The organism is Mycolicibacter sp. MU0102, assembly GCF_963378105.1.
Taxonomy (GTDB): Bacteria; Actinomycetota; Actinomycetes; order Mycobacteriales; family Mycobacteriaceae; genus Mycobacterium; species Mycobacterium holstebronense.
In genome coordinates this window covers 476,525-501,981 of record NZ_OY726398.1, presented here as the reverse complement: position 1 = coordinate 501,981, position 25,457 = coordinate 476,525, and the positions used below count along the sequence as shown (strand labels likewise).

Here is a 25,457-nt window from a genome sequence, read left to right as displayed (position 1 = left end):
TGGCTTCCGGGTTCACCGGGGCGGATAGGAGGTCGGCAGATGGCCGATACCGGTGCACCGAAGATGGCGGTGGCCTACGCCGATGTGCAGGCTCACTACGACATCTCGAACGACTTCTTCGGTTTGTTCCAAGACCCGACCCGGACCTATAGCTGCGCCTACTTCGAGCGCGAGGACATGACGCTGCAAGAAGCGCAGCTGGCCAAGGTCGACCTGTCGCTGGGCAAGCTGGGCCTGGAACCCGGGATGACGTTGCTCGACATCGGCTGCGGGTGGGGTTCGACGATTCGGCGGGCCGCCGAGCGCTACGACGTCAACGTCATCGGTCTGACCCTCTCGGAGAACCAGAAGCAGCACATCGAGGACAACGTGTTCGCGAACTCGACCAGCACGCGCCACATGGAAGTGCGGCTGCAGCCCTGGGAGGAGTTCGACGGGCAGGTCGACAGGATCGTGTCGATCGGTGCGTTCGAGCACTTCGGCTTCAACAAATACGACGACTACTTCAAGAAGACATTCAGCTGGATGCCCGACGATGGGGTGATGCTGCTGCACAGCATCGTCATCCCCAGCGACGAGGAGATCAAGGCCAAGAAGCTGCCGCTGACGATGTCGCGGCTGCGGTTCATCAAGTTCATCATGGACGAGATCTACCCCGGCGGACGCCTTCCCTTGGCCGCGCAGATAACCGACCACGCGGCCGACACCGGCTACACCGTGACCCGCGAGCAGCACCTGCAGCCGCACTACGTTCGCACCTTGAGCACCTGGGCGGCCAACCTCGAGGCCAAGAAGGACGAGGCCGTCGCCATCACGTCGGAAGAGATCTACGAGCGGTTCCACAAGTACCTCACCGGCTGCGCCGAACTGTTCGATACCGGGTATACCGACGTCGTCCAGTTCACCTGTGAGAAGGCGCCCGCATGACCGGGTTTGGCGGTGGCTTCCGGGTTCACCGGGGCGGATAGGAGGTCGGCAGATGGCCGATACCGGTGCACCGAAGATGGCGGTGGCCTACGCCGATGTGCAGGCTCACTACGACATCTCGAACGACTTCTTCGGTTTGTTCCAAGACCCGACCCGGACCTATAGCTGCGCCTACTTCGAGCGCGAGGACATGTCGCTACAAGAGGCCCAGCTCGCCAAAATCGATCTCGCCCTGTCCAAGCTGGATCTCGCACCGGGGATGACGCTGCTCGACGTCGGGTGCGGATGGGGTTCTGCCATGCAGCGGGCAATCGAAACCCATGACGTCAACGTGCTGGGGCTGACGTTGAGCAGAAACCAGTGCAGCCTGGGCCAGCGACTGCTGGACGACGTCGACAGCGAGCGCTCACGCCAGATTCTGCTGCGCGGATGGGAGGAATTCGACCAACCGGTCGACCGTATCGTCAGCATCGAAGCCTTCGAAGCTTTCCCCAAAGAGCGCTACGCCGCGTTCTTCGAGATGTGCCACCGCCTGATGCCCGAGGAGGGGCGGATGGTCCTGCAGACCATCATGGGCCACCCGCTCAAGCGCTGGCCGGAATTGGGCATCCCGATCACGATGACGGACCTGCGGTTCATGCGCTTCATCGGCAAGGAGATCTTCCCCGGCGGCTCGGTACCGTGCGACGAGGATATCGTCGAATTCGCCGGCGCCGCGGGGTTTTCCATCGCCGACCGCCAGGATCTGACGCCGCACTACGTACGCACTCTGGACACCTGGGCGACCAGGCTGCAAGCGGCCCGTGAGCGGGCGATCGCAGTGACCTCTCAAGAGATCTACGAGCGGTACGTGAAGTACCTGCTGGGCTGCGCAGACTTCTTTCAACGCAATGTCAGCTATGTCGCCCAGTTCACGCTCGTCAAGGGCTGACAGGGAATCAGAAGTTGATCATGTGTCCGGTCAGCCCGTGGAAGCATTCCTGCAGCGCCTCCGACATGGTCGGGTGCGTGTGCACATTGCGGGCCAATTCGTTGGCCGTCAGATCCCACTTCTGCGCCAGGGTCAGTTCGGGCAGCAACTCGGAGACGTCGTGGCCGATCAGATGACCGCCGATCAGTTCACCGTAACGGGCGTCGGCGATCAGTTTCACGAACCCGCTCGGGTCGCCGACACCGTGCGCCTTGCCGTTGGCAGTGAACGGGAACTTGACCACCTTGACGTCGTAGCCCTCGGCCTTGGCCTGCTCCTCGGTGAGCCCGAAGCTGGCCACCTGTGGCTGGCAGAAGGTGGCCCGCGGCATCATCCGGTAATCGCCCAGCGACATGGTTTCGGCCCCGCCAATGGTCTCGGCGGCCACCACGCCCTGCGCCTCGGCGACGTGCGCCAGCTGCAACAGGCCGGTGACATCACCGATGGCATAGATGTGCGGCACCGAGGTCTGCAGGTATTCGCCGACACCGATGGCGCGCCGCTCGGTCAGCGCGACGCCCGCCGCCTCCAGCCCGTAGCCGTCGACGTTGGGGGCAAATCCGATGGCCTGCAACACTTTGTCGGCCTTGATTTCCTCGGTCTGACCGTCCTTGCTGACCGTGACCGTCACCTGGCCGCCGGCGCCACTGTCCACGATGGACTCGACCTTGGTTCCGGTGCGGATCTTGACGCCCAGCTTCTTGAACTGCTTTTCGATCTCCTTGGACACGTCGGCGTCCTCGTTGGGCAGCGCCCGGGGCAAGAACTCAACCACGGTGACGTCCACGCCGTAGTTGGCCAGCACGTAGGAGAACTCCATGCCGATGGCGCCGGCGCCGGCAATGATGATCGAGCTCGGCAGCTCCCGGCTCAGGATCAGTTGCTCGTAGGTGACGACGTTGTCCGACAGCGACGTGCCCGGCACCAACCGGGTGCTCGACCCGGTGGCAATGATCGCGTTGGTGAACGTAACCGTCTCAGTGCCACCGTCATTGAGAGCCACCGACAGTGTGTTCGGATCCGTGAACGTGCCGTAGCCGTGGATCTCGGTGATCTTGTTCTTCTTCATCAGGAAGTGCACGCCGGCCACCCGGCCCTCGGCAACCTTGCGGCTTCGGTCGAATGCCGCCCCGTAGTCGAACGTGGCTTCGCCACTTATCCCGAAGGTTTGGGCTTCCTTGGTGACGATGTGCGCGAGCTCTGCGTTGCGCAGCAGCGCTTTGGACGGAATGCAGCCGACATTGAGGCAGACCCCGCCCCAGTACTTCGGCTCAATGATGGCGGTGTTCAAGCCCAGCTGGGCGGCACGAATGGCCGCGACATATCCGCCAGGGCCGGCTCCAAGAACGACGACGTCATAGTGGGTCACGGCTTCACCCTAGCGGGAAGCGACTGCCCGCCGCCGGGCCCCGCAGCCATCGGCCGCCCCCGGCGAGGAGTGGGCGGGCGGCTGCGGGAGAGCCGCCGTGCGCTCTGGACTTCGCCGGAACGGCGCCCGCCTGACCCGGTATCCGATTCGAACTGCTGCTGCGGGGGCTGCATGCATCACAGATAGCCCGGCGCCGCCGAGCGGGGGGAAGTCGCGGTCACTTGTCTGACCGACCGCGTAAACAATTTGAGGGGGAACACTTTCATGACGAGTTCACTGAGACCGCATTTCGAGGATGTGCAGTCGCATTACGACCTGTCCGACGAGTTTTACCAGCTGTTTCTGGATCCGACGCAGACTTACAGTTGCGCCTATTTCGAACGCGACGATATGAGTCTGGAGGAGGCCCAGCTCGCGAAAATCGATCTGGCGCTGGACAAGCTCGGGCTGCAGCCCGGGATGACGCTGCTTGACGTCGGCTGCGGTTGGGGGGCCACGATGCGCCGAGCCGTGCAGCGCTACGACGTCAACGTGATCGGGCTGACCTTGAGCAAGAACCAGGCCGTCCACGTAGCGGCAGCTTTCGACGCGACGGACAGTCCGCGCAGCAGGCGCGTGCTGCTGCAGGGCTGGGAAGAGTTCGACGAGCCGGTCGACAGGATCGTGTCGATCGGAGCCTTCGAGCACTTCGGTTACGACCGCTACGACGACTTCTTCCAGTTCGCCTACGGCGCAATGCCGGCCGACGGGGTGATGCTGCTGCACACGATCGTGGCGGCCAGCAGCGAAGAGTTCCAAGAGCGTGGGCTCAAGTTGACGATGCCGTTGCTGCGGTTCGTGAAGTTCATCATGGAAGAGATCTTCCCGGGGGGCCGGCTGCCACAGGTGGCACAAGTGCAGCGGCATGCGGCCGCCGCCGGCTTCCGCATCGCCCGGGTTCAGCCGCTGCGACTGCACTACGCGCGCACCTTGGACAGTTGGGCGACGGCGTTGGAAGCCCACCAGGACGAGGCGATTGCAATCCAGTCCAAAGAGGTCTACGAGCGCTACATGAAATATCTCACCGGCTGCGCCGACCTGTTTCGAAATGGCAACACCGACGTCTGCCAGTTCACCTGCCAGAAATAGCACTCCGGCACGTTCGCGGTATTCCGAAAGGAAGTCGGTCGATGGTTAAGGAATCGATTCGCAATAGGCCTATGCGCCCCCATTTCGAGGACATCCAGGCGCACTACGACTTGTCCGACGACTTCTTCCGGCTGTTTCTGGACCCGTCGCAGACCTATAGTTGCGCCTACTTCGAACGTAATGACATGACACTCGAAGAGGCCCAGCTCGCCAAGATCGACCTGGCACTGGGCAAGCTCGGGTTACAGCCCGGAATGACGCTGCTCGATGTCGGGTGCGGCTGGGGCGCCACCATGCGCCGGGCGATCGAACGCTACGACGTCAACGTCATCGGCCTGACTCTCTCAAAGAATCAAGCCGCCCACGTTCAGCAGACTTTCGACGCGATGGAAAGCCCCTGCAGCAGGAGGGTGCTGTTAGAGGGCTGGGAACAGTTCGACGAGCCGGTAGATCGGATTGTCTCTATCGGGGCCTTCGAGCACTTTGGCCACGACCGCTACCCCGCGTTCTTCTCGATGGCCTACGACGCGCTTCCCGCCGACGGCGTGATGCTGCTGCACACCATCTGCGGCCCCAATCCCAAGTACGCCAAAGAACTAGGCATTCCACTGACGTTCGAGCTGGCCCGATTCATCAAATTCATCATGACCGAGATCTTCCCCGGAGGCAGGCTTCCGTCGGTTTCGATGGTCGAGGAGCGCGCTACCGAGGCCGCCTTCACCGTCACCCGCGTGCAGTCGTTGCAACCGCACTACGCCAGGACCTTGGACTGTTGGGCGCAAGCGCTGGAATCGCATCGTGAGCGGGCCATCGCAATCCAGTCGCAGGAGGTCTACGACCGCTACATGAAGTACTTGACGGGCTGCGCGAAGATGTTCCGGCAGCGTCAGGTCGACGTCAATCAATTCACCCTGGTGAAATAGGTATTGCGAACGAGCTGCCCGTCAGCTCAGTACGGCAGAACCCCGGCGGCGCAGCGCTCCACATGCTGGCAGTAGTAGTGCCCGTAGAGCGGCGCCGCGGCGACCGCGGCGGCGAACACCGCCGATATCAGCGCAATCGCCACCGCCGACACCAGCGGTTTCTCCCCCACCATCGCCACAATCAGCCCGGCGACCACACACACCGCGGCGAAGATCAGCACCACGAAGACGGCCGGTGTCTTGTCGGCCAGGCTGTACCACCAGGAGAACAGTCCCAGTCCGATCCCGGCTGCTGGAATCCACACCGCCAACAGCACCAGGGCCAGCTGCCACCACTTCAGGAATTGGTATTGGCCGGTGAGGACCACCGGTTTGGGCGGTTTGGCCGGCAACGACGCGGACGCCGGCGTGGGGCTCTCCGGTTCAGGCCACGGAATCGGCTCGTCACCGGTGTTCGGTTCGTCCAGCGCCTCGGCCGGCCCGGGCAGCGGGACCGGGTGCGGCCCGGTGTCGAAGATCGGAGCCATATGCGGCTCGGTCATGGGCAGTGACCCGGTGTCGGTGGTCTCAGGCACCCGACACCACCTGAATCGCGGCCAGTGCGCCGAACCACCCGACCGCCATCGCGAGCAAAAACGCACCCAGGGCGGTTACCCACCGACGCGAGGAGACGAACACCAGCACCAGGCCCGCGATGCTGGGCGCACCGAGCACCAGCGTGATCGCGACGTCGGGGCGCAGCGGAGCGGTGATGACCAGGCTCAAGCCGATCCCGGCCAAGACGCCGACCGCTACCCCGACCAGCATGGCGCTGCTCAACAACCAGGGGCGTGGCAGCGGAATCACACCACCAGATTTTACGGCGATCGCGCCGGTCAGCGCGGTAACGACCCGGTAATCACCGGCATTGTTTCCAGCAGCGTGTTCTCGTCCTCGGTGAAGGCCCGGCTGCGCGTCAGGAACCGGATGCCCTCAGGTGCCTCCAGGCTGAACCCGGCCCCGCGGCCCGGGACCGCGTCGATGATCAGCTGGGTGTGCTTCCAGGCGGCGAACTGTGGACCGGAGATCCAGACCGACACTTCGATGCCGGCTCCCCCGTTTTCCAGGTCCAGGATGCCCAGCAGCACGTCGTGATCACCGATGATGAAGTCGCCGTCGGGGTAGCACATCGGCGCCGACCCGTCGCAGCAGCCGCCGGACTGGTGGAACATCACCGGACCGTGGCGCGCCACCAACCGCGCCACCAGTTCGGCGGCCACGTCGGTGATCAGCACCCGGTCCGGTGCGCCCATCAGAACAGACCGTTCGCCGACTGGGAGTAGGACACCAGCAGGTTCTTGGTCTGCTGGTAGTGGTCGAGCACCATCTTGTGGTTCTCCCGGCCGATGCCGGACTGCTTGTAACCGCCGAACGCCGCGTGCGCGGGGTAGGCGTGGTAGCAGTTGACCCACACCCGCCCGGCCTGGATGTCGCGGCCGGCCCGGTAGGCGGTGTTGCCGTCGCGGCTCCACACCCCGGCGGCCAGCCCGTAGATGGTGTCGTTGGCGATGGCGATGGCGTCGGCGTAGTCGGTGAAGGACGTCACCGACACCACCGGACCGAAGATCTCCTCTTGGAAGACCCGCATCTTGTTGTGGCCGGCGAAGATCGTCGGCTGCACGTAATAGCCGCCGGACAGCTCACCGCCCAGCTCGGCGCGTTCGCCGCCGGTGACGGTGGTGGCGCCCTCCTCCTTGCCGATCGCGATGTAGGACAGGATCTTCTCCAGCTGGTCGTTGGAGGCCTGCGCCCCGATCATCGTGGTGATGTCGAGCGGATCGCCCTGGCGGATCGCCTTGGTGCGGATCGCGGCCAGCTCCAGGAATTCGTCGTAGATGGGGGCCTGGACCAACGACCGCGACGGGCAGGTGCACACCTCGCCCTGGTTGAGGGCGAACCCGGCGAACCCTTCCAACGCCTTGTCCTGGAAGTCGTCGTTGGCTGCCAGCACATCGGAGAAGAAGATGTTGGGGCTCTTACCGCCCAGCTCCAGGGTGACCGGAATGATGTTCTGGCTGGCGTACTGCATGATCAGCCGGCCGGTGGTGGTCTCGCCGGTGAAGCCGATCTTGGCGATCCGGTTGCTGGTCGCCAGCGGCTTGCCCGCCTCGACACCGAATCCGTTGACCACGTTGACGACTCCTGCCGGTAGCAGGTCGCCGATCAGGCTCATCAGGAACAGGATCGAGGCGGGGGTCTGCTCGGCCGGCTTGAGCACCACCGCGTTGCCGGCAGCCAGGGCCGGCGCCAGCTTCCAAGCAGCCATCAGCAGCGGGAAGTTCCACGGGATGATCTGTCCGACGACGCCCAGCGGTTCGTGGAAGTGGTAAGCGACGGTGTCGTTGTCGAGCTGGCTCAGCGCACCCTCTTGGGTGCGGATCGCCGCGGCGAAGTAGCGGAAGTGATCCGCGGCCAGCGGAATGTCGGCGGCCAGCGTCTCCCGGACCGGCTTGCCGTTGTCCCACACCTCGGCGACGGCCAGCTGCTCGCGGTGTTGGTCGATCCGGTCGGCGATCTTGGTCAGGACGTCCGCCCGTTCGGCCGGGGACGCCTTGCCCCACGCCGGGGCGGCGGCGTGCGCGGCGTCGAGCGCCAGATCGATGTCGGCCGCCGTGGAGCGGGGGATCTCGCAGAACGGCTGACCGGTGACCGGTGTGGTGTTCTCGAAGTACTCACCGCCGACCGGCGCCACCCACTGCCCCCCGATGAAGTTCCCGTAGCGGGACTCGTAGCTCATCAGCGCGCCTGCGGAACCCGGACGTGCGAAAACGGTCATCGATGCTGCTCCTTAGCCGTGGGTGTTACTCAACTCACATTACCGTCGCGGTCACAATGACTGCTATGTCTACTCAGCCTGCTAAGGACTTCGACGACCCGTACCTGTGGCTGGAGGACGTTACCGGTGAGCAGTCACTGGACTGGGTGCGCGCCCACAACGATCCGACCGTCGAGGAGTTCGCCGGCGACGACTTCGAGACGATGCGCGCCACCGCGCGCGAGGTGCTCGACACCGACGCCCGGATCCCCTACGTGCGACGTCGCGGCGAGTACCTCTACAACTTCTGGCGTGATGCCACCAACCCGCGCGGGTTGTGGCGACGCACCACCTTGGACAGCTACCGCACCAACAGCCCGGAGTGGGATGTGGTGATCGATCTCGATGAGCTGGCCCGCACCGACGACGAGAACTGGGTCTGGGGCGGCGCCAATGTGATCGAACCCCACCACACTCGGGCCCTGATATCGCTGTCGCGCGGCGGATCGGATGCCGTGGTGGTTCGTGAATTCGACATGACAACACGGGAATTCGTCGGACCCGACGGTCAAGGCTTCGAACTGCCCGAGGCCAAGACGCGGATCGGCTGGGAGGACGACGACACCGTCTTGGTTGGCACCGATTTCGGCGTCGACTCGCTGACCGAGTCCGGCTACCCCCGGATGGTGAAGCGATGGCGCCGCGGCCAGGATCTGGCGCAGGCGGAGACGGTGTTCACCGGGTCGGCCACCGATGTGGTGGTCGCCGCGGGCCGCGACCGCACCCCGGGATTCGAACGAACCATGGTGTCGCGGGCGATCGACTTCTTCAACGACGAAGTCTACGAGTTGCGCGGCCTCCCCGGTCAGCAAGAGCTGATCCGCATCGACGCGCCTGCCGACGCCTCGGTGTCGGTCCACCGGCAATGGATCCTGATCGATCTGCGCACCGACTGGGACACCGGCGCCGCGACATATCGGGCCGGCTCACTGTTGGCCGCTGACTACGAGGAATTCCTTGCCGGCACAGCGCAGTGCAGCGTCATCTTCGAACCGGACGACCACACCGCGCTGCACCACTATGCGTGGACCCGCGATCGACTGATCCTGGTCACCCTGCACGACGTCGCCAGCCGGGTGGAGGTGGTCAGGCCCGGCGACTGGCAGCGTCGACCCATCGCTGAGGTACCGGCCAACACCAACACCGTGATCGCGGCAGCTCACGACACCGGCGACGAGATCTTCTTGGACTCAAGCGGATTCGATCGCCCGTCGCGACTGTTACACGGCGCCGTGGATGGGACGCTGACCGAGATCAAGTCTGCTCCGGCGTTTTTCGATGCCGACGGACTCGACGTCCGCCAGTACTTCGCCACCTCCAAAGACGGCACCGCGATCCCGTACTTCGTGGTGCGCCCGGCAAACGCCACCGGCGCGACACTGCTGGGCGGCTACGGCGGATTCGAGGTGGCGCGCACCCCGGGCTATGACGGCGTGCTGGGCCGGCTGTGGCTTCAGCGCGGCGGGACCTACGTGCTGGCCAACATCCGGGGCGGCGGCGAGTACGGGCCGGGCTGGCACACCCAGGCGATGCGTGGCGGCCGGCACCTGGTGGCCGAGGATTTCGCTGCGGTGGCAACCGATCTGGTGGACCGCGGCATCACCCGTGTCGAGCAGCTCGGCGCGGTGGGCGGCTCCAATGGCGGGCTGCTGATGGGCATCATGCTCACCGCCTACCCACACCTATTCGGCGCACTGGTGTGCCAGGTGCCGCTGCTGGACATGCGCCGCTACCACCTGCTGCTCGCCGGAGCGTCCTGGGTGGCCGAGTACGGCGACCCGGACGATCCCGACGAGTGGGACTTCATCAGTAAATACTCTCCGTACCAGAACATTTCAGCCGATGCCGATTACCCGCCGGTGTTGATCACCACCTCCACCCGAGACGACCGGGTGCATCCGGGGCATGCCCGCAAGATGACAGCGGCGCTGCAGGACGCCGGGCATCGGGTCTGGTACTACGAGAACATCGAGGGCGGGCACGGCGGGGCGGCCGACAACGCGCAGGCGGCGTTCAAGTCGGCGCTGAGCTTTTCGTTCCTCTGGCGGATGCTGGGAAGGCAGGACTGACAACGCCGGTCACCCGGCCGCGGGCTTAGAATGTCAGGACTTGCGCAGGCCGCCGACCAGCGCGATTCCCACCCCAACCAGTACCAATACCGCACCGGTCGCCAGGGTCAGATTGAGCCACAGGTGCAGGCTCCCTTCGGCCACATCGGCCAGGGCATCGGCGATCCGGCGAATGTCGCCGGTCGCCTGGCTGAGCACCTGGTTCAGCAGGCGCCGCGCCACTTCGACTCCCGACCATCCGACCGCGCCCACCAGCAGCGCCGACACACCCAGGCTCGCCAGGGCCCTGCCACGGTGCCGTGCCGAGATCAGCGTCAGGACCGCGCACAGTGCGGCCATTGCCCCCAGTACGACGGTGAGCAGCGGCCCCCACACCGCGAGTCGGTGCAACCCACCGGGACGCATCACCTCAGTGGACGTCGAGGTCAACGGCACCGTCAACGAGGCGGGCAACGTAATGGGGTAGTCGGACAACAGCGACGCAAACGCGTCGTCGCGCAGCATCGGTATCACGTCGATCTCCCAGGGACCGGGATCGCCGACGTTGAGCAACCACGCATGTCCGTCCCGGTTGACCCGGACGAACTGCGCCGGAAACGACGGCCCGGCAGTGAATTGGCGGGCGGCCTGTCGTACCTCCGACGGGTCGATGTTAAAGCCGCTCCCCCGGATCAGCTGCACCGTCTGAGCACTGAGTTCAGCCGCCACCGCGTCTTGTAGGGCCGGTTGAGCCGCGGCACGGGCCGCCAACCGCGCGTACCCGTCGGCATCGATGAGGTTGTACTGCGCCCACGCCGTCGGCAGCGCCACCGCAAGAGTTGCGGTGGCGAGCAGCCAGAACAGCGTCGCGGTGAAGACGCGCACTATTTTGCGGTGCGGCGCGGCCGCGCCAGCGCCAGCTTGGTGAGCATCCGGTTGGTTCGGGCCAGCGTCTTCAGCGAGTTGTGGTAGAAGTTCCCGCCCGCGCCGACGTTGGTGCGCGGCACGACGACGGTCTCCTGCCGACAGAACTTGCGGATGCCGTCCGCACCGCCGAAGCGCGCTCCGATGCCCGAGGTCTTCCAGCCACCCATCGGCGCTGTGGTGCACATCAGGTTGGAGATCACGTCGTTGACGTTCACCGCTCCGCAGTCCAGCTGCAGGGCAATGTCTTTGGCCCGTGCAACGTCGCGGGAGAACACCGAGGCGCTCAACCCGTAGGAGCTGTCGTTGGCCAGTCGGATCGCCTCGTCGACGCTGGCGACCTTCATGATCGGCAGGGTCGGGCCGAAGGTCTCCTCGGTCATGCAGGCCATCGAGTGGTCGACGTCGACCAGCACGGTGGGAGGGTAGAAGCTGCCCGGACCGTTCGCGCGTTCTCCACCGGTCAGTGCGCGCGCCCCGGCGGCCACGGCTTCCTTGACGTGCCGCTCGGTGATGGCGAGTTGCTGGTCGCTGATCAGAGCCCCGAAGTGCTTGCCCTCGCCGGTGCCCATCTGCAGCGCCTCGACATCGCGGACGACCGCGGCAACGAACTTGTCGTAGACGGGCTCCAGCACGTACACCCGCTCGACCGATACGCAGGTCTGCCCGGCGTTGAACATCGCGCCCCACACCGCGGCGTGCGCGGCCAGGTCGATGTCGGCGTCCTCACACACGATCATCGGGTCTTTGCCCCCGAGTTCGAGGCTGACCGGCACCAGCCGGCTTGCGGCCCGCTCGGCGACCTTGCGCCCGGTGGCGGTGGAGCCGGTGAACTGCACGTAGTCGGAGTTGTCGATCACCGCTTCGGCCACTTCGCGCGCACCCTGTACCACCGCGAACACGTCCGGCGCGCCGGAGGCCAGCCAGCCCTGGCGCAGGACTTCCGCGGTGAGCGGGGTCTGCTCGGACGGCTTGAGCAGCACCGCGCAGCCGGCCGCCAAAGCGCCGATGGCGTCCATCAGCGCGTTGGCCACCGGGTAGTTCCACGGCGCGATCACGCCGACCACCGCGCGGGGACGGTAATGGATGGCGATCTTCTTGATGCTCATCACCGGCAGCGGCGCTGGCCGGGTCTCCGGGGCCACCGCCTTCTCCATCACCTTGATCACGTACGACAGGATCATGATCAGCAGCGGCACCTCTTGCGCGGCGTCGGTGCCGGACTTGCCGGTCTCAGCGATCAGCAGCTTCTCGATCTCATCCCGGTGCTCGCCCAGCCACACGGCGAAACGGGCCAGGGCCTTGGCCCGGCCCTTGGCGCCGCGGTGCTCCCACTCCCGCTGGGCGGTGCGCAGCCCGGCCGCGATCTTTTCGACGTCAGCAGGGTCGGTCCACTGGACCTCGCCGGCAGTCTCCCCGGTGGCGGGGCTGAACACGGTTCCGGTGCCGGTGAAGGCGGCAACTGAGTTGGTGGCGGTCATGGCGCCATGCTAGTCCGAGCTGTGACCCGGATCGCACCGGGCCTCGACACGTGTCAAGTCTGGGGAAACCTAGCTTCTTAAGCCCCGCAGGTACGCGGCCTGCCCCAGATGCTGGGCGCAGTCATCGATGATGCTGACCAGCCGGACCCCCGCCGTCACCGGCGGATCCCAATGGGTGTCGACGACCCGGGCCAGCTCGTCGGCGGTGATGCCGTCGAGGTAGCCCAGGGTCAGCTGATGCACGTCGCGGTAATAGCCCGCCAGCAGGTCTGCCGGGGCATGAACCTTGGCGACATCGTCGGGGCTATGTCCGTAGCCACTGTCATCACGCGGCAGGTCCAGGCCGAACCGGTCCACCCAGCCGTCGCGGGTCCACACCTGCTCGACGCCGGCGACCTGGGCAATCTGAATGTCCTGCACCCGCGCGCTGTGCCAAAGCAGCCACGCGATGCTGTTGGCCTGCCCCGTCGGCCGATAGTCGGCCACCTCATCGGTGAGCCCGTCGGTGAGGTCGTCGGCGTGCTCGATCAGCCGGGTGAATGCGTCGCGGAGCAGCACTTGCAGAGCGGCGTTTGTGTCGTTCTCCGTCATACCGCCCGACGCTACGCCTGGTGGCAGACCGCCTCGATGTTGTTGCCGTCCGGGTCACGGACGAAGGCGCCAAAATAGCCGGGGTGGTACTCGGGCCACAGCCGCGGCGCGTGCAGGGACTCGGCACCCAGTTGCACGGCCGCGTCGTAGAACGCCTGCACCTGCGCGGGGTCAGCGGCGCTGAACGCGACGTGGACCTCGCGGTTGGGGCCCGAGGCATCACCCGCGCCGGCGTCGGCGATCCAGAACGTCGGCTTTCCGTCTCGTCCGTAGCCGAGAGCCACACCGACATCCAGTTGCCGCGAATAGCCCAGGACGCCAAGCACTGCGTCGTAAAACTTCTGCGATTTGGCGTAGTCGATGCAGTTGATGCCCACGTGGTCGATCACGGAATACATCCTGGCATGAGGAAGCGCCGGGTCGTAGATTAACTAGATGAGCCCCGACGTCGTGGTCCGCAACGGCACGATTGTCGACGGACTGGGCGGGAAACCCTACGTCGGCGACGTTGCGATCCGTGACGGCGTCATCACCGAGATCGGCGAGATAGCCGACGATTCGCACCAGGTCATCGACGCCACGGGACTGCTGGTCACACCGGGATTCGTCGACCTGCATACGCACTACGACGGACAGTCCATCTGGTCGGATCGGCTCAATCCCTCCTCGGCGCACGGCGTGACGACGGCCCTGATGGGCAACTGCGGAGTGGGTTTCGCACCGTGTCGAATCGCCGACCACGACGTGCTGGTGGATCTGATGGCCGGCGTCGAGGACATTCCCGGCGTGGTGATGACCGACGGTCTGCCGTGGACCTGGGAGACCTTTCCGCAGTTCATGGATGCCGTTGACAAGCGTCACCGCGATATCGATGTAGCGGCGTTCCTGCCGCATTCACCGCTGCGCGTCTACGTGATGGGCCAGCGCGGCGTGGACCGCGAACCGGCTACACCAGAAGATCTGGCGCAGATGCGCCGATTGGCCCAAGAGGCCGCGGAGGCTGGCGCACTGGGGTTCTCATCCTCACGGTTGATGACTCACCGCACCAAGACCGGCACCCAGATCCCCAGCTATGACGCCTCCTATGCCGAGATCCTCGCGATCAGCCGCGGCCTGGCCGACGGCGGGGGCGGGCTGATCCAGTTCGTTCCGGATCTGCCCGAAGGCACCTACCAGCCTGTCCTGCAACAGGTTTTCGACGCGGCTACCGAAGCGGGGCTGCCCGTCACGTTCAGCTTGCTGATCGGCAACGCCGGTGCGCAGCTCTGGCGGGACGCCATGGCCATGGTGGAGAAGGCCAACGGATCCGGAGCCGCGATCACCGCACAGATTTTTCCGCGCCCGATCGGACTGATGGTCGGATTGGACCTGAGCATCCACCCGTTCGTGCTGTACCCGAGCTACCAGAAGATCGCTCGCATGCCGCTGACGGAGCGAGTCGCCGAGATGCGCAAACCGGAGGTGCGGCAACAGATTCTGTCCGATCGCCCGACGATCGTCCCGACCAATCCGCTCGCCTACCTGGCCCAGTCCTGGGAGTGGACTTTCCCGCTCGGCGATGACCCCGACTATGAACCGGACCCGTCGAAAAGCATTGCGGCACGGGCCAGAGCACGCGGCGTCTCCCCGGTCGAGGAAGCATACGATCGGCTGCTCGACGATGACGGGCACGCGATCCTGCTCGATGCCCTGGCCAATTTCGAGAACAATTCGCTGGACACCGTCAGCGCTCTGATGCGTCGTGACGACGTCGTTCTGGGCTTGGGAGACGGCGGCGCGCACTACGGAATGATTTGCGACTCAAGCTTTCCCACCTATGTACTGACCCATTGGGCCCGGGACCGCACGTCCGGCCGACTCAGCGTCGAAGCGGCGATCCGCGAACTGACGTCCACACCGGCCCGGATCGCCGGACTCGACGATCGGGGTCGCATCGCGGTGGGCTACAAGGCCGATCTCAACGTCATCGACCACCAGAACCTGCGGCTGCACAAGCCGGTGGTCACCTACGACCTCCCCGCCGGTGGACGCCGGTTGGATCAGACCGCCGACGGCTACGTCGCGACCATCGTCTCCGGCGAGGTCATCGCCGAGAACGGCAAGCCCACCGCGGCCCGGCCCGGCAGGCTGGTGCGCGGCCGTCAACCCGCGCCGTCCTGACCGCCCGCCGAGTCCACTCGGCGTACCGTTTCCCATGTGACTGAGCCCGCTGAGCCCAAATACACCCACGGCCACCACGAATCGGTACTACGCGCCCACCGCACCCGCACGGCGGAGAACTCCGCGCCCTATCTGTTGGGTTCGCTGGCGCCCGGCTTGCAGCTACTCGATGTCGGCTGTGGACCGGGAACCATCACGGCGGATCTAGCCGCCCTGGTGGCGCCGGGGCGGGTGACCGCCATCGAGCCGGTCCCCGAGGCACTGGATCTGGCCCGCACCTTCGCAGCCGAGCGAGGGCAGCACAATATCGACTTCGTGGTTGCCGATGTGCACGCATTGCAGTTCGGTGACAACAGCTTTGACGTGGTGCATGCCCATCAGGTACTCCAGCACGTTGCCGACCCGGTGACCGCGCTGACCGAGATGCGTCGGGTCTGCAAACCCGGCGGGGTGGTGGCCGTGCGCGACAGCGACTATGCGGCGTTCACCTGGTATCCGGCGTCGGCGGAGCTGGACGACTGGCTTCGCCTCTACCGCGACGCCGCCCGAGCCAACGGCGGCGAGCCTGACGCGGGCCGGCACCTACTGGCCTGGGCGCACGCGGCCGGGTTCACCGACATCACCCCGACCACGAGCGCGACTTGTTACGGCACACCCGCCGACCGGGAGCAGTGGGGCGGCATGTGGGCCGACCGGATCCTGCAATCGGCCATCGCCGAGCAACTGCTCGACAGTGGTGCCGCCGATCAGGCGAAGCTGCAGGCGATTTCGCAGGCCTGGCGAAACTGGGCCGCCCACCCCGACGGCTGGTTGGCGCTGTTGCACAGCCAGCTGCTGTGCCGGGTATGACTCCCTAGATCAGCCGGTTCGGTGGAGTGGAGCGCGCGACCAGTTCGGCGTCGCTGGTCACCGCATCGCCCAGCACCTGATCGATGCGAGCCAACAGTTCCGCAGGGATCCGCACACCGGCGGCCTTGACGTTCTCGGTGACCTGTTCCGGGCGCGACGCCCCGACCAGAGCGGCGGCGACGTTGTCGTTCTGCAGCACCCAGGCGATCGCCAACTGCGCTGTGGTCAGCTCCAGCTCCGCGGCGATCGGCGCCAACTGCTGGACCCGGGTCAACACCTCGTCGGTCATGAACCGTTTGATGAAATTCGCGCCGCCCTTCTCGTCGGTGGCACGCGAGCCGGCCGGCGGCGGCTGACCCGGCAGGTATTTGCCGGACAGCACGCCCTGGGCCATCGGTGACCACACGATCTGGCTCAGGCCGAGTTCTTGGCAGGTCGGCACCACCTCGGGTTCGATGATCCGCCACAGCATGGAGTACTGCGGTTGGCTGGAGATCAGCGATATGCCGAGCTGGCGGGCCATTCCGTGGGCTTGGCGGATCTGTTCGGCGGTCCACTCGCTGACGCCGATGTAGAGCGCCTTGCCCGCCCGGACGATGTCGGCGAAGGCCTGCATGGTCTCTTCCAGCGGAGTGAAGGAGTCATAGCGGTGCGCTTGGTACAGGTCGACGTAGTCGGTCCCCAGCCGGCGCAGCGAGCCGTCGATGGCCTCCAGCATGTGTTTGCGGGACAGGCCGGTGTCGTTGCGGCCCAAGGGGGCCGGCCCGATCGGCCAGTAGACCTTGGTGAAGATCTCCAGCGATTCACGCCGGCGCCCCTTCAGCGCGGCGCCGAGCACCTCCTCGGCACGCCCGTTCGCGTAGACGTCGGCGGTGTCGAAGGTGGTGATTCCAGCATCGAGCGCGGCGTGCACGCACGCGGTGGCGACGTCGTTCTCGACTTGTGAACCATGGGTGAGCCAGTTGCCGTAGGTGATTTCCGAAATCTGCAGGCCGGAGTTGCCCAGGTAGCGAAATTCCATAAAGCCATCATGGCTCACGACACTGGGACATGTCTCGTGCGTCGATCACTATCCTGGACCCATGGCTCGCTCCGTCGACCTCGCACGCTTGGCCGAGCTGCTGGGCGGTTATCGGTTCGCGTTCTTGGTCACCGTCGGTGACGACTACCGGGTCCGCACCACCGCGATCACCCCCAGTTTCGACGGCACCCGGCTGAACATCGGGCCGGTGGGGTCGCACGGCCGGGCGAATCTGTCGCGCCGCACCGCCGTCAGCCTGGTCTGGCCAGCCCGCGACGTCGGCGAATACTCGTTGCTCGTCGACGGCCAGGCCGAGCTTCCCGAGGATCCGGCCGGCCCGGTACTGGTGACCCCGACCAAGGCCTTGCTGCACCGGCCGGTGTTCGAACCCGGTACCCAGCAGGCGGTCGGCACCGCCCACGATTGCGTACAACTCAAGGCGGATTGACAGCCCGCAGGTTTAGGCTCGAATTCATGAGTTCTACCGTGGATTTCGATCGACTCGCCAAGAAGCTGGCGGGCCACGACTACGCCTACTTGATCACCGTCGACGCGGAGAATCGTCCGCATCCGGTGCCGGTGATGCCGGTGCTGCGCGGCGACACCGTGCATATCGGTGCGCTGGGCGGTCGGCGCAGCCGGGCGAATCTGGCACGTACCGCGGAGGTGACCGTGATGTGGCCGCCTCCGGTCCCGGGCGGCTACACCGTCATCGTCGACGGCACCGCCGCGGTGTCCGACACCGGTGAGCTGGCCAGTGTGACGATCTCCCCCACCCGTGCCGTTCTGATCAGGGTCGCCACGCCCGAATCACCCGGCGAGACACCCTGTTACAGCGACTGCGTCGACCTTAAAGTCAGTCCGCAGGGAGCCTGAGCGGTCGCCCGGCCACCATCAGCACGACCTCGTCGGAGGCCGCGGAGATCCGCGCGTTGAGCACTCCCAGCAGATCACGGAACAGCCGACCTGACGCGGTGGCCGGGACTACCCCGCTGCCCACCTCGTTGCTCACCGCCACCACCGGCGCCGGGCAGGCCTGCCACGCCGACACCAGTTCGTCGATATCGGCCGAGACGGCGTCCAATCCGTCGCCACCGTCCCACACGTGGTGCAGATCCATCCGCGCGGTGAGCCAGGTACCGAGGCAGTCCAGCAGCAGCGCATGGGGTGCTGACCGCAGTTCCTGCGCGACATCGGTGGTCTCGACGGTGCGCCAAGAGTCGGGCCGCCGCGCCCGGTGCAGCCGCACCCGCTCGGCCCATTCCGGATCGCCTTCGCGGACGCCGCCGGTGGCCAAATAGGTCACCGCGGGCTCCCCGGCCAGCAGCGCCTCGGCGTGCGCGGACTTGCCCGAGCGCGCGCCGCCGAGCACCAGGGTGCGGGTGGCACCACCGTCTGCTGCGCCCACTCGCACCACCTCACCGTCGCGCCCGGGTCGGGCGCCTGAATCCGACAGTACGGCAGTCAATTCCGGCTCGGAAGGATTGTGGTGACTCAGGTGTACCGCGACGACATCGGTGGTGTCGGTGACGGCCCCCGAGCAGCGCAGCCGCGCCACGGTTGCCGCAAACGCCGGCAGGTCGTGGTGTTCGGTGCCGTGGTCGGTGTAGGTCCCGAACGTCTCCTCCAAAAACAGCGCGTCGTAGCCGGCCCCGGCCACCGCAGCGTGTGTCTCCTCAGGCAGTGGCCCGGTATCGGTGGCCCAGAAGATCCGGCCGCCAACCGATTCCAGGTCGTAAAGCACTGCGTCACCGCCGATGTCGGCGCCATGGGCGGCGGCCAACACCCGCACGTCGTAGTCCCCGAGCGCAATCCGGTCACCGGCCTGCACCGTCACGAATCGGACCGGATCGTCGGGTCCCACCCAGTGCTGGCACTGTTCCAGCGCGCTGGCCGGGCCGACCAGGTCCAGTGGTTCGACCGCCCCGGTCCAGTGCCGCATCAGCAGCGCCGCCGGGCCGACGTGATCGGGGTGGCCGTGGGTGAAAAGGATGTGGCGAACGTTCGCCAGTGACCGCCGCAAGCGCATCGCGGCGCGCGGTGCCTCCGGGCCGCAGTCCAGGAGCAGCACGTCGTCGACCAGCGCGGCGGTCTGGCCGCGCACCTGCGTCGCCGACGAGGTGCAGGACGCGCAGCGGCAGAACGGATTCGGCCAGCCGTCGGCGCTGCCGGTGCCCAGCAGCAGGATCTCCATGCACTCATCCTCGCGCACGGCCGGCACAGGTACGAAAAAGCCCGGCCCCCACCGCGGGGAGCCGGGCTCTTTCGTGCTCAGACTTAGAAGTCCATGCCGCCCATGCCACCGGTCGGGTCGCCCGCAGGTGCGGCCGCCTTCTCCGGCTTGTCGGCGACAACGGCCTCGGTGGTCAGGAACAGTGCCGCGATGGACGCCGCGTTCTGCAGCGCCGAGCGGGTCACCTTCACCGGGTCGGCAACGCCGGCCTTGAGCAGGTCCTCGTACTCGCCAGAGGCGGCGTTGAGGCCGGTGCCCGAGGCGGAGTTGGTGACCTTCTCGGCGACAACGCCGGGCTCCAGGCCCGCGTTGAAGGCGATCTGCTTCAGCGGAGCCGACAGCGCGACACGCACGATGTTGGCACCGGTCGCCTCGTCACCCTCGAGCTTGAGCTCGTCGAGCGAGGGAGCGGCCTGCAGCAGGGCCACGCCACCACCGGCGACGATGCCCTCCTCGACGGCGGCCTTGGCGTTGCGCACTGCGTCCTCGATGCGGTGCTTGCGCTCCTTGAGCTCCACCTCGGTGGCAGCCCCGGCCTTGATCACCGCAACACCGCCGGCCAGCTTGGCCAGGCGCTCCTGCAGCTTCTCGCGGTCGTAGTCGGAGTCGCTGTTCTCGATCTCGGCGCGGATCTGAGCCACCCGACCGGCGATGGCGTCGGAGTCACCCGAGCCTTCGACGATGGTGGTCTCATCCTTGGTGATGACGACCTTGCGGGCGGTGCCCAGCAGGGCGACGTCGGCGCTCTCCAGCGACAGACCGACCTCTTCGCTGATGACCTGGCCACCGGTGAGGATCGCCATGTCCTGCAGCATCGCCTTGCGACGGTCACCGAAGCCCGGGGCCTTGACGGCAACGGACTTGAAGGTGCCGCGGATCTTGTTCACGACCAGGGTCGACAGGGCCTCGCCCTCGACGTCCTCGGCGATGATCAGCAGCGGCTTGCCGGACTGGATGACCTTCTCCAGCAAGGGCAGCAGGTCCTTGACGGTCGAGATCTTCGAGCTGACCAGCAGGATGTAGGGGTCCTCCAGGACGGCTTCCTGACGCTCGGCGTCGGTGACGAAGTAGCCCGAGATGTAACCCTTGTCGAAGCGCATGCCCTCGGTGAGCTCCAGCTGCAGCCCGAAGGTGTTCGACTCCTCGACGGTGATGACACCCTCGTTGCCGACCTTGTCCATGGCCTCGGCGATCAGGTCACCGATGGTCTGGTCGCCCGCGGAGATACCGGCGGTAGCCGCGATCTGCTCCTTGGTCTCGACCTCCTTGGCCGAAGCCAGCAGGGTCGAGGTGACCTTCTCGACGGCCTTCTCGATGCCGCGCTTCAGACCCAGCGGGTTGGCGCCGGCGGCCACGTTGCGCAGGCCTTCCTTGACCAGGGCCTGGGCCAGCACGGTGGCGGTGGTGGTGCCGTCACCCGCGACGTCGTCGGTCTTCTTGGCGACCTCTTTGACCAGCTCGGCGCCGATCTTCTCGTACGGGTCCTCCAGCTCGATCTCCTTGGCGATGGACACACCATCGTTGGTGATCGTGGGGGCGCCCCACTTCTTCTCCAGGACGACGTTGCGGCCCTTGGGGCCCAGCGTCACCTTGACCGCGTCGGCGAGGGCGTTCAGGCCCCGCTCGAGGCCGCGACGGGCCTCTTCGTCATACGCAATTTGCTTAGCCATTGCGAAGTGATTCCTCCGGTTAGGGGGTGCACGTCTTGTTGGTCGGGTGCAGTGCCCGCGACGGACGGCTTTGGGTGTGCTCCGCAGGTGCGGCCCCGTACCTCACCGTCCCGACCTAGCACTCACTGGTCGCGAGTGCCAACGTCATTTTTAGCACTCGCCTATGGAGAGTGCAAGGTCGGAGGGCCCTACCTCGGAGCGCGCAGACCGTCGATGACGACGTCGGTCACTCGTTCAGCAGACTCCGGGTTGTACGACTCCATCGCCTGACATCCGACCAGGAGCGACTTCACGTCGCGCGTGCCGATATCGCGGCGCGCGGTGCCGGCATTCTGGGCAGATCGCAGCAGCTCCCCAAGCAGGGCAAGAAATGCCTCCTCGGCCTCCTGCCCTACGTCGATGCCGAGTCCGGCAAGCGCCTCGACCACGCCGCGGTCTTTCGCCCCCCACCTCACCATCGAGCGCAGAAAGCCAAAGAGGGCTTCAGCTGGACCGTCGGACTCCAGCAGGGCGTAGCCCCCCTCGATGAGGCGCCGGATGTGGTCTTGGACCACCGCGCGAAACAACTCTTCCTTGGTCGGAAAGTGGCGGTAGATGGTCCCGGCCCCGACTCCGGCGCGCCGGGCGATCTCATCGATCGGCACCGACAGGCCTTCGGCCGCGAAGGTCTCGTAGGCCACTTCCAGCACACGCGCACGGTTGCGCGCCGCGTCGGCGCGCAACGGTCGTGCCTGCTCAGCCACGTGACAGCCCCAATCGGTTGACAAAACGGGGCGTGCGTTCCGTATAGTCGAATCAACCGGAGCGCCCGCCCCGTTTACCCTACCGCTCAGGAGCCTCCCATGGCCAAATGGACAACCACCGATATCCCCGACCAGACCGGTCGGGTCGCCGTGATCACCGGAGCCAACACCGGCCTCGGCTACGAAACCGCCTTGGCGCTCGCCGCTCGGGGCGCCCACGTGGTGCTGGCCGTGCGCAATCTCGACAAGGGCAAGGACGCCGCGACCCTGATCAGTAAGCGCAGCCCCGGAGCCAGCGTGGCGCTGCAGGAACTCGACCTGACGTCACTGGACTCCGTCCGCACCGCCGCCGCACAGTTGCGCGCCGACCACGACCGCATCGACCTGCTGATCAACAATGCCGGGGTGATGTGGACGCCGAAGTCGACCACCGAGGACGGCTTCGAGCTCCAGTTCGGAACCAACCACCTGGGCCACTTCGCCTTCACCGGGCTGCTGCTGGATCGGCTGCTGCCAGTCCCCGGCTCGCGGGTCGTGACGGTCAGCAGCATCGGTCATCGCATCCGCGCCGACATCCACTTCGACGACCTGCAGTGGGAGCGGAGCTACAGCCGGGTGGCAGCGTACGGGCAGGCCAAGCTCGCCAATCTGCTGTTCACCTACGAACTGCAGCGGCGCTTGGCCCCGCAAGCCACGACTATCGCGACAGCCGCGCACCCCGGAGGCTCCCGCACCGAGCTGACCCGCAACCTGCCCCCACTGCTCGCGCGGATCACGCCGCTGATCGAGCCCCTCTTCCAGGGAGCCGACATGGGCGCTCTGCCGACGCTGCGTGCCGCAACCGATCCCGCTGTGCGTGGCGGGCAGTACTACGGCCCCGACGGCTGGGGTCAGCAGCGCGGCTACCCCAAGGTGGTCGAGTCGAGCAGCAAGTCACACGACGTGGACGTCCAACAACGCCTCTGGACCGTCTCCGAGGAACTGACCGGGGTGATCTACCCGATCAGCTGACTCGGTCTCACTCGATGTCGAGCAACTGCTCGTAGAAGCCCCCGAACCCGAGGGCCCGGTTCACCAGGTGCACCTCCAGGATCCAGTGACAGACCCGGCCGGTGGGGTCAGTGCGGCGCATCGGCTCGTCGGATCCGGGCGCGACGTAGAACCGGGCGTCGTCTCCGGAGATCTTCTTATGCGGAAACTCCCCGAGCAGGTGCCCGGCGATGGGAGCGCCGAACTCGAAGCCCTCGTCCTGGGCCAGGCCGACGACGTGGTCGAACAGCTGCGCACCGGTGATCTCGGCGTGTGTCTCGAAGAAGGCCCGGCCGGCGTTCCACACCCGCGGCAGCGCGTCGCGCAGCGCCAGCTTGTCCGGATCGTCACCGAGCACGAAGGTGCGACCAAAGTCGGCCTCCCACTCCTCGAAGATCGGACCCAGGTCGAGGTAGGCGATGTCATCGTCGGCCATGACGCGGTCGGGCGGGTCCGCGTGAAACGGCAGCAGGCTGTTCTCCCCCGCCCGCACCACCCGCCGATGCCAGTGCCGCGTCACCCCGAACATGTCGGCGGCCAGGTCCCGGATCTCATCGGAGAGCTGCCGCTCGCCGACTCCGGGGCGAACCATGCCGCGGCGCTCGATCTCGTCGAACAGTGCGACGGCCTTGGCCTGCGCGTCGCGAAGCCGCTCGACACGGACGGATTCCGGCTCGCGCGGGGTGGACACGCCAGCGATCCTATCGGCTTGCCCTAGACTGCATCTCGATCAGATAGGAGACCGGGTGCGGGCTGAAGCAGCGCCCAGCACCCGGGCTTTGCGGGGCTGGCAACGCCGGGCTCTGGTGCGCTATCTGACCGCCAAGCCGCGAGATTTCCTGATGGTGGCGACCCCTGGCGCCGGTAAGACGACGTTCGCGCTGCGGATCGTCGCCGAGCTGCTGGCCGACCGCACCGTCGAGCGGATCACCATCGTGGTGCCCACCGAACACCTCAAGGTGCAGTGGGCCTCGGCCGCTGCCTCCCACGGCATCGCGCTGGATCCGCGGTTTTCCAACTCCGACTCGCAGACCAGCTCGGAGTACCACGGCGTGGTCGTCACCTATGCGCAGGTCGCCAGCCACCCCAGCCGGCACCGGGTGCGTACCGAGGCCGCGAAGACCCTGGTGATCTTCGACGAGATCCACCACGGCGGCGACGCCAAAAGCTGGGGCGACGGCATCCGCGAGGCGTTCGACGACGCGACCCGCCGGCTGGCATTGACCGGAACCCCGTTCCGCAGCGACGACAGCCCCATCCCCTTCGTCAACTACGAGCCCGACGGCGCCGGCCACCTGCGCTCGGTAGCCGACGACAGCTACGGCTACACCGACGCGCTGGCCGACGGCGTGGTGCGCCCGGTGGTGTTCATGGCCTACTCGGGCGAGGCCCGCTGGCGCGACAGCGCCGGCGAGGAGCACGCGGCCCGACTCGGCGAACCACTGACCGCCGAGCACACCGCCCGGGCGTGGCGCACCGCGCTGGATCCGACCGGGGAATGGATGCCCGCGGTGATCACCGCCGCGCACACCCGGCTGCGCCAGCTGCGCGACGGCGGCATGGCCGACGCCGGCGGCATGATCATCGCCACCGACCAGAAGGCCGCGCGCGCCTATGCGGTGCTGCTGAAACGGCACACCGGCGAGGAACCCACCGTGGTGCTCTCCGACGATCCGACCGCGTCGGACAAGATCGCCCAGTTCTCCGCGGCCACCAGCCCTTGGCTGGTGGCGGTGCGGATGGTCTCCGAGGGTGTTGACGTGCCGCGCCTGGCGGTCGGGGTCTACGCCACCAGTGCCTCCACCCCGTTGTTCTTCGCGCAGGCAATCGGCCGATTCGTCCGCTCACGCCGGCCCGGCGAGACCGCCAGCATCTTCTTGCCGTCGGTGCCGTCGCTGCTGGGCCTGGCCAGCGAGCTGGAGCAGCAACGCAACCACGTGTTGGGCAAACCGCACCGGGAATCCGAACGCGACGAGTTCGAGGAAGCGCAGCGCCGGCGCGACGAGCCGTCGGAGATGGAGAACAAGTTCGAGTCGTTGGGGGCCGACGCCGAGCTGGACCAGGTGATCTTCGACGGCGCCTCCTTCGGCACCGCGACCCCGGCCGGCAGTGACGAGGAGGCCGACTACCTGGGTATCCCCGGGTTGCTGGACGCCAACCAGATGCGTGACCTGCTGCGTCAGCGCCAGGAAGAGCAGCTGGACCGGCGATCCAAGGCAGTCAACGGCGGCGGGGTTCCGGTGCCGGTCACCACGCATGGTCAGCTGCGCGAACTGCGCCACGAACTCAACGCGCTGGTGTCGGCGGCCCATCATCGGCTCGGCAAGCCGCACGGCTGGATTCACAACGAGCTGCGCCGGCGTTGCGGCGGCCCCCCGGTGGCGGCCGCGACATCGGATCAGCTGCGGGCGCGGATCGTGGCCATTCGGCAGTTCAATCGCGAGTCGTAGCTCTCGACTGGCACCTCACTGCCCTCCGAATGTGCGGATTCGTTTGCCAATTCGCTGATTTTGCCGACCAATCCGCACATTCGAAGC

25 protein-coding genes are annotated in these 25,457 nt (G+C 66.5%); 11 read left to right on the top strand and 14 right to left on the bottom strand.

Annotation, left to right across the window (positions count from 1 at the left end; translation table 11 throughout):
* Positions 1-39: 39 nt before the first annotated feature.
* Positions 40-927, top strand: coding sequence for a cyclopropane mycolic acid synthase family methyltransferase (locus RCP37_RS02375; RefSeq protein ID WP_308485452.1), 888 nt, complete (start codon positions 40-42; stop codon positions 925-927).
* A 52-nt stretch (positions 928-979) separates the two neighbouring features.
* A complete protein-coding gene (locus RCP37_RS02370; protein WP_308485451.1) occupies positions 980-1,858 on the top strand; it encodes a cyclopropane mycolic acid synthase family methyltransferase in 879 nt (292 codons plus the stop codon).
* A gap of 7 nt (positions 1,859-1,865) precedes the next feature.
* Here RCP37_RS02370 and lpdA read toward each other — a convergent pair whose 3' ends face one another.
* Positions 1,866-3,266: a dihydrolipoyl dehydrogenase gene (gene lpdA, locus RCP37_RS02365; protein WP_308485450.1), complete on the bottom strand. Its 1,401-nt coding sequence runs from the start codon at positions 3,264-3,266 to the stop codon at positions 1,866-1,868.
* Positions 3,267-3,530: 264 nt separating this feature from the next.
* Here lpdA and RCP37_RS02360 point away from each other — a divergent pair, with 264 nt between their 5' ends.
* Both RCP37_RS02360 and RCP37_RS02355 read left to right on the top strand, forming a co-directional pair.
* Positions 3,531-4,394 carry a cyclopropane mycolic acid synthase family methyltransferase gene (locus RCP37_RS02360; RefSeq protein WP_308485449.1) on the top strand — a complete coding sequence of 288 codons (864 nt, stop codon included), beginning with the start codon at positions 3,531-3,533 and terminating at the stop codon, positions 4,392-4,394.
* Between the two features lie 71 nt (positions 4,395-4,465).
* On the top strand, positions 4,466-5,317 hold the full coding sequence (locus RCP37_RS02355) for a cyclopropane mycolic acid synthase family methyltransferase (protein ID WP_308485448.1): 852 nt from the start codon (positions 4,466-4,468) through the stop codon (positions 5,315-5,317).
* A 26-nt stretch (positions 5,318-5,343) separates the two neighbouring features.
* Here RCP37_RS02355 and RCP37_RS02350 read toward each other — a convergent pair whose 3' ends face one another.
* The 4 genes from RCP37_RS02350 to exaC are packed head-to-tail and all read right to left on the bottom strand — an operon-like array spanning position 5,344 to position 8,132.
* Entirely contained in the window at positions 5,344-5,892 is a 549-nt protein-coding gene (locus RCP37_RS02350) for a hypothetical protein (protein WP_308485447.1), read from the bottom strand.
* Positions 5,885-6,163: a putative holin gene (locus tag RCP37_RS02345; RefSeq protein ID WP_308485446.1), complete on the bottom strand. Its 279-nt coding sequence runs from the start codon at positions 6,161-6,163 to the stop codon at positions 5,885-5,887. Before RCP37_RS02345 ends, RCP37_RS02350 begins: the two co-directional genes overlap by 8 nt.
* Positions 6,164-6,192: 29 nt before the next feature.
* Positions 6,193-6,609 (bottom strand): DUF779 domain-containing protein, encoded by a 417-nt coding sequence (locus RCP37_RS02340; protein WP_308485445.1) that lies wholly within the window; start codon positions 6,607-6,609, stop codon positions 6,193-6,195.
* Positions 6,609-8,132: an acetaldehyde dehydrogenase ExaC gene (gene exaC / locus RCP37_RS02335; protein WP_308485444.1), complete on the bottom strand. Its 1,524-nt coding sequence runs from the start codon at positions 8,130-8,132 to the stop codon at positions 6,609-6,611. The genes RCP37_RS02340 and exaC overlap by 1 nt, the downstream gene beginning before the upstream one ends.
* Positions 8,133-8,197: 65 nt before the next feature.
* On the opposite strand from exaC, the gene RCP37_RS02330 reads away from it, so the two are divergent.
* On the top strand, positions 8,198-10,240 hold the full coding sequence (locus tag RCP37_RS02330; RefSeq protein ID WP_308485443.1) for a prolyl oligopeptidase family serine peptidase: 2,043 nt from the start codon (positions 8,198-8,200) through the stop codon (positions 10,238-10,240).
* 33 nt (positions 10,241-10,273) lie between these two features.
* Here the strand turns inward: RCP37_RS02330 and RCP37_RS02325 are convergent, their stop codons facing one another.
* The 4 genes from RCP37_RS02325 to RCP37_RS02310 form a co-directional block, all read right to left on the bottom strand.
* Entirely contained in the window at positions 10,274-11,104 is an 831-nt protein-coding gene (locus RCP37_RS02325; RefSeq protein ID WP_308485442.1) for a hypothetical protein, read from the bottom strand.
* On the bottom strand, positions 11,104-12,624 hold the full coding sequence (locus tag RCP37_RS02320; protein ID WP_308485441.1) for an aldehyde dehydrogenase family protein: 1,521 nt from the start codon (positions 12,622-12,624) through the stop codon (positions 11,104-11,106). The genes RCP37_RS02325 and RCP37_RS02320 overlap by 1 nt, the downstream gene beginning before the upstream one ends.
* A 69-nt stretch (positions 12,625-12,693) precedes the next feature.
* Positions 12,694-13,215, bottom strand: a complete 522-nt coding sequence (locus tag RCP37_RS02315; protein ID WP_308485440.1) for a mycothiol transferase — start codon at positions 13,213-13,215, stop codon at positions 12,694-12,696.
* An 11-nt stretch (positions 13,216-13,226) separates the two neighbouring features.
* Positions 13,227-13,604: a VOC family protein gene (locus RCP37_RS02310; protein WP_308485439.1), complete on the bottom strand. Its 378-nt coding sequence runs from the start codon at positions 13,602-13,604 to the stop codon at positions 13,227-13,229.
* Between the two features lie 46 nt (positions 13,605-13,650).
* Between RCP37_RS02310 and RCP37_RS02305 the strand changes: the two genes are divergently transcribed.
* Both RCP37_RS02305 and RCP37_RS02300 read left to right on the top strand, forming a co-directional pair.
* Entirely contained in the window at positions 13,651-15,375 is a 1,725-nt protein-coding gene (locus tag RCP37_RS02305) for an N-acyl-D-amino-acid deacylase family protein (RefSeq protein WP_308485438.1), read from the top strand.
* Positions 15,376-15,411: 36 nt separating this feature from the next.
* Entirely contained in the window at positions 15,412-16,224 is an 813-nt protein-coding gene (locus tag RCP37_RS02300; RefSeq protein ID WP_308485437.1) for a class I SAM-dependent methyltransferase, read from the top strand.
* Between the two features lie 4 nt (positions 16,225-16,228).
* On the opposite strand, the gene RCP37_RS02295 is transcribed toward RCP37_RS02300, so the two are convergent.
* Positions 16,229-17,245 carry an aldo/keto reductase family protein gene (locus RCP37_RS02295; RefSeq protein ID WP_308485436.1) on the bottom strand — a complete coding sequence of 339 codons (1,017 nt, stop codon included), beginning with the start codon at positions 17,243-17,245 and terminating at the stop codon, positions 16,229-16,231.
* 61 nt (positions 17,246-17,306) lie between these two features.
* Between RCP37_RS02295 and RCP37_RS02290 the strand changes: the two genes are divergently transcribed.
* Both RCP37_RS02290 and RCP37_RS02285 read left to right on the top strand, forming a co-directional pair.
* Positions 17,307-17,693 carry a pyridoxamine 5'-phosphate oxidase family protein gene (locus RCP37_RS02290; RefSeq protein WP_308485435.1) on the top strand — a complete coding sequence of 129 codons (387 nt, stop codon included), beginning with the start codon at positions 17,307-17,309 and terminating at the stop codon, positions 17,691-17,693.
* A 26-nt stretch (positions 17,694-17,719) separates the two neighbouring features.
* Complete coding sequence (locus tag RCP37_RS02285; RefSeq protein ID WP_308485434.1) at positions 17,720-18,121, top strand: pyridoxamine 5'-phosphate oxidase family protein; 402 nt, start codon at positions 17,720-17,722, stop codon at positions 18,119-18,121.
* On the opposite strand, the gene RCP37_RS02280 is transcribed toward RCP37_RS02285, so the two are convergent.
* The 3 genes from RCP37_RS02280 to RCP37_RS02270 all read right to left on the bottom strand — a co-directional run bounded on the left by RCP37_RS02280 (position 18,102) and on the right by RCP37_RS02270 (position 21,891).
* Positions 18,102-19,439 carry a bifunctional adenosylcobinamide kinase/adenosylcobinamide-phosphate guanylyltransferase gene (locus tag RCP37_RS02280; protein WP_308485433.1) on the bottom strand — a complete coding sequence of 446 codons (1,338 nt, stop codon included), beginning with the start codon at positions 19,437-19,439 and terminating at the stop codon, positions 18,102-18,104. The genes RCP37_RS02285 and RCP37_RS02280 overlap by 20 nt on opposite strands.
* Before the next feature lie 83 nt (positions 19,440-19,522).
* Positions 19,523-21,148 (bottom strand): chaperonin GroEL, encoded by a 1,626-nt coding sequence (gene groL / locus RCP37_RS02275; protein ID WP_308485432.1) that lies wholly within the window; start codon positions 21,146-21,148, stop codon positions 19,523-19,525.
* A 188-nt stretch (positions 21,149-21,336) separates the two neighbouring features.
* Positions 21,337-21,891: a TetR/AcrR family transcriptional regulator gene (locus tag RCP37_RS02270; RefSeq protein ID WP_308485431.1), complete on the bottom strand. Its 555-nt coding sequence runs from the start codon at positions 21,889-21,891 to the stop codon at positions 21,337-21,339.
* 99 nt (positions 21,892-21,990) lie between these two features.
* On the opposite strand from RCP37_RS02270, the gene RCP37_RS02265 reads away from it, so the two are divergent.
* Positions 21,991-22,902 carry an SDR family NAD(P)-dependent oxidoreductase gene (locus tag RCP37_RS02265; RefSeq protein WP_308485430.1) on the top strand — a complete coding sequence of 304 codons (912 nt, stop codon included), beginning with the start codon at positions 21,991-21,993 and terminating at the stop codon, positions 22,900-22,902.
* 7 nt (positions 22,903-22,909) lie between these two features.
* On the opposite strand, the gene RCP37_RS02260 is transcribed toward RCP37_RS02265, so the two are convergent.
* Entirely contained in the window at positions 22,910-23,611 is a 702-nt protein-coding gene (locus RCP37_RS02260) for a M24 family metallopeptidase (protein WP_308485429.1), read from the bottom strand.
* A gap of 55 nt (positions 23,612-23,666) precedes the next feature.
* On the opposite strand from RCP37_RS02260, the gene RCP37_RS02255 reads away from it, so the two are divergent.
* Positions 23,667-25,370, top strand: coding sequence for a DEAD/DEAH box helicase (locus tag RCP37_RS02255; protein ID WP_308485428.1), 1,704 nt, complete (start codon positions 23,667-23,669; stop codon positions 25,368-25,370).
* The last annotated feature ends 87 nt before the right edge of the window (positions 25,371-25,457 follow it).

Coding starts and splice junctions, on each gene's coding strand:
- RCP37_RS02375 (WP_308485452.1), top strand. CDS start 40: ATGGCCGATACCGGTGCACCGAAGATGGCGGTGGCCTACGCCGATGTG.
- RCP37_RS02370 (WP_308485451.1), top strand. CDS start 980: ATGGCCGATACCGGTGCACCGAAGATGGCGGTGGCCTACGCCGATGTG.
- RCP37_RS02360 (WP_308485449.1), top strand. CDS start 3,531: ATGACGAGTTCACTGAGACCGCATTTCGAGGATGTGCAGTCGCATTAC.
- RCP37_RS02355 (WP_308485448.1), top strand. CDS start 4,466: ATGCGCCCCCATTTCGAGGACATCCAGGCGCACTACGACTTGTCCGAC.
- RCP37_RS02340 (WP_308485445.1), bottom strand. CDS start 6,609: ATGGGCGCACCGGACCGGGTGCTGATCACCGACGTGGCCGCCGAACTG.
- exaC (WP_308485444.1), bottom strand. CDS start 8,132: ATGACCGTTTTCGCACGTCCGGGTTCCGCAGGCGCGCTGATGAGCTAC.
- RCP37_RS02330 (WP_308485443.1), top strand. CDS start 8,198: ATGTCTACTCAGCCTGCTAAGGACTTCGACGACCCGTACCTGTGGCTG.
- RCP37_RS02320 (WP_308485441.1), bottom strand. CDS start 12,624: ATGACCGCCACCAACTCAGTTGCCGCCTTCACCGGCACCGGAACCGTG.
- RCP37_RS02315 (WP_308485440.1), bottom strand. CDS start 13,215: ATGACGGAGAACGACACAAACGCCGCTCTGCAAGTGCTGCTCCGCGAC.
- RCP37_RS02305 (WP_308485438.1), top strand. CDS start 13,651: ATGAGCCCCGACGTCGTGGTCCGCAACGGCACGATTGTCGACGGACTG.
- RCP37_RS02295 (WP_308485436.1), bottom strand. CDS start 17,245: ATGGAATTTCGCTACCTGGGCAACTCCGGCCTGCAGATTTCGGAAATC.
- RCP37_RS02290 (WP_308485435.1), top strand. CDS start 17,307: ATGGCTCGCTCCGTCGACCTCGCACGCTTGGCCGAGCTGCTGGGCGGT.
- RCP37_RS02285 (WP_308485434.1), top strand. CDS start 17,720: ATGAGTTCTACCGTGGATTTCGATCGACTCGCCAAGAAGCTGGCGGGC.
- RCP37_RS02280 (WP_308485433.1), bottom strand. CDS start 19,439: ATGGAGATCCTGCTGCTGGGCACCGGCAGCGCCGACGGCTGGCCGAAT.
- groL (WP_308485432.1), bottom strand. CDS start 21,148: ATGGCTAAGCAAATTGCGTATGACGAAGAGGCCCGTCGCGGCCTCGAG.
- RCP37_RS02265 (WP_308485430.1), top strand. CDS start 21,991: ATGGCCAAATGGACAACCACCGATATCCCCGACCAGACCGGTCGGGTC.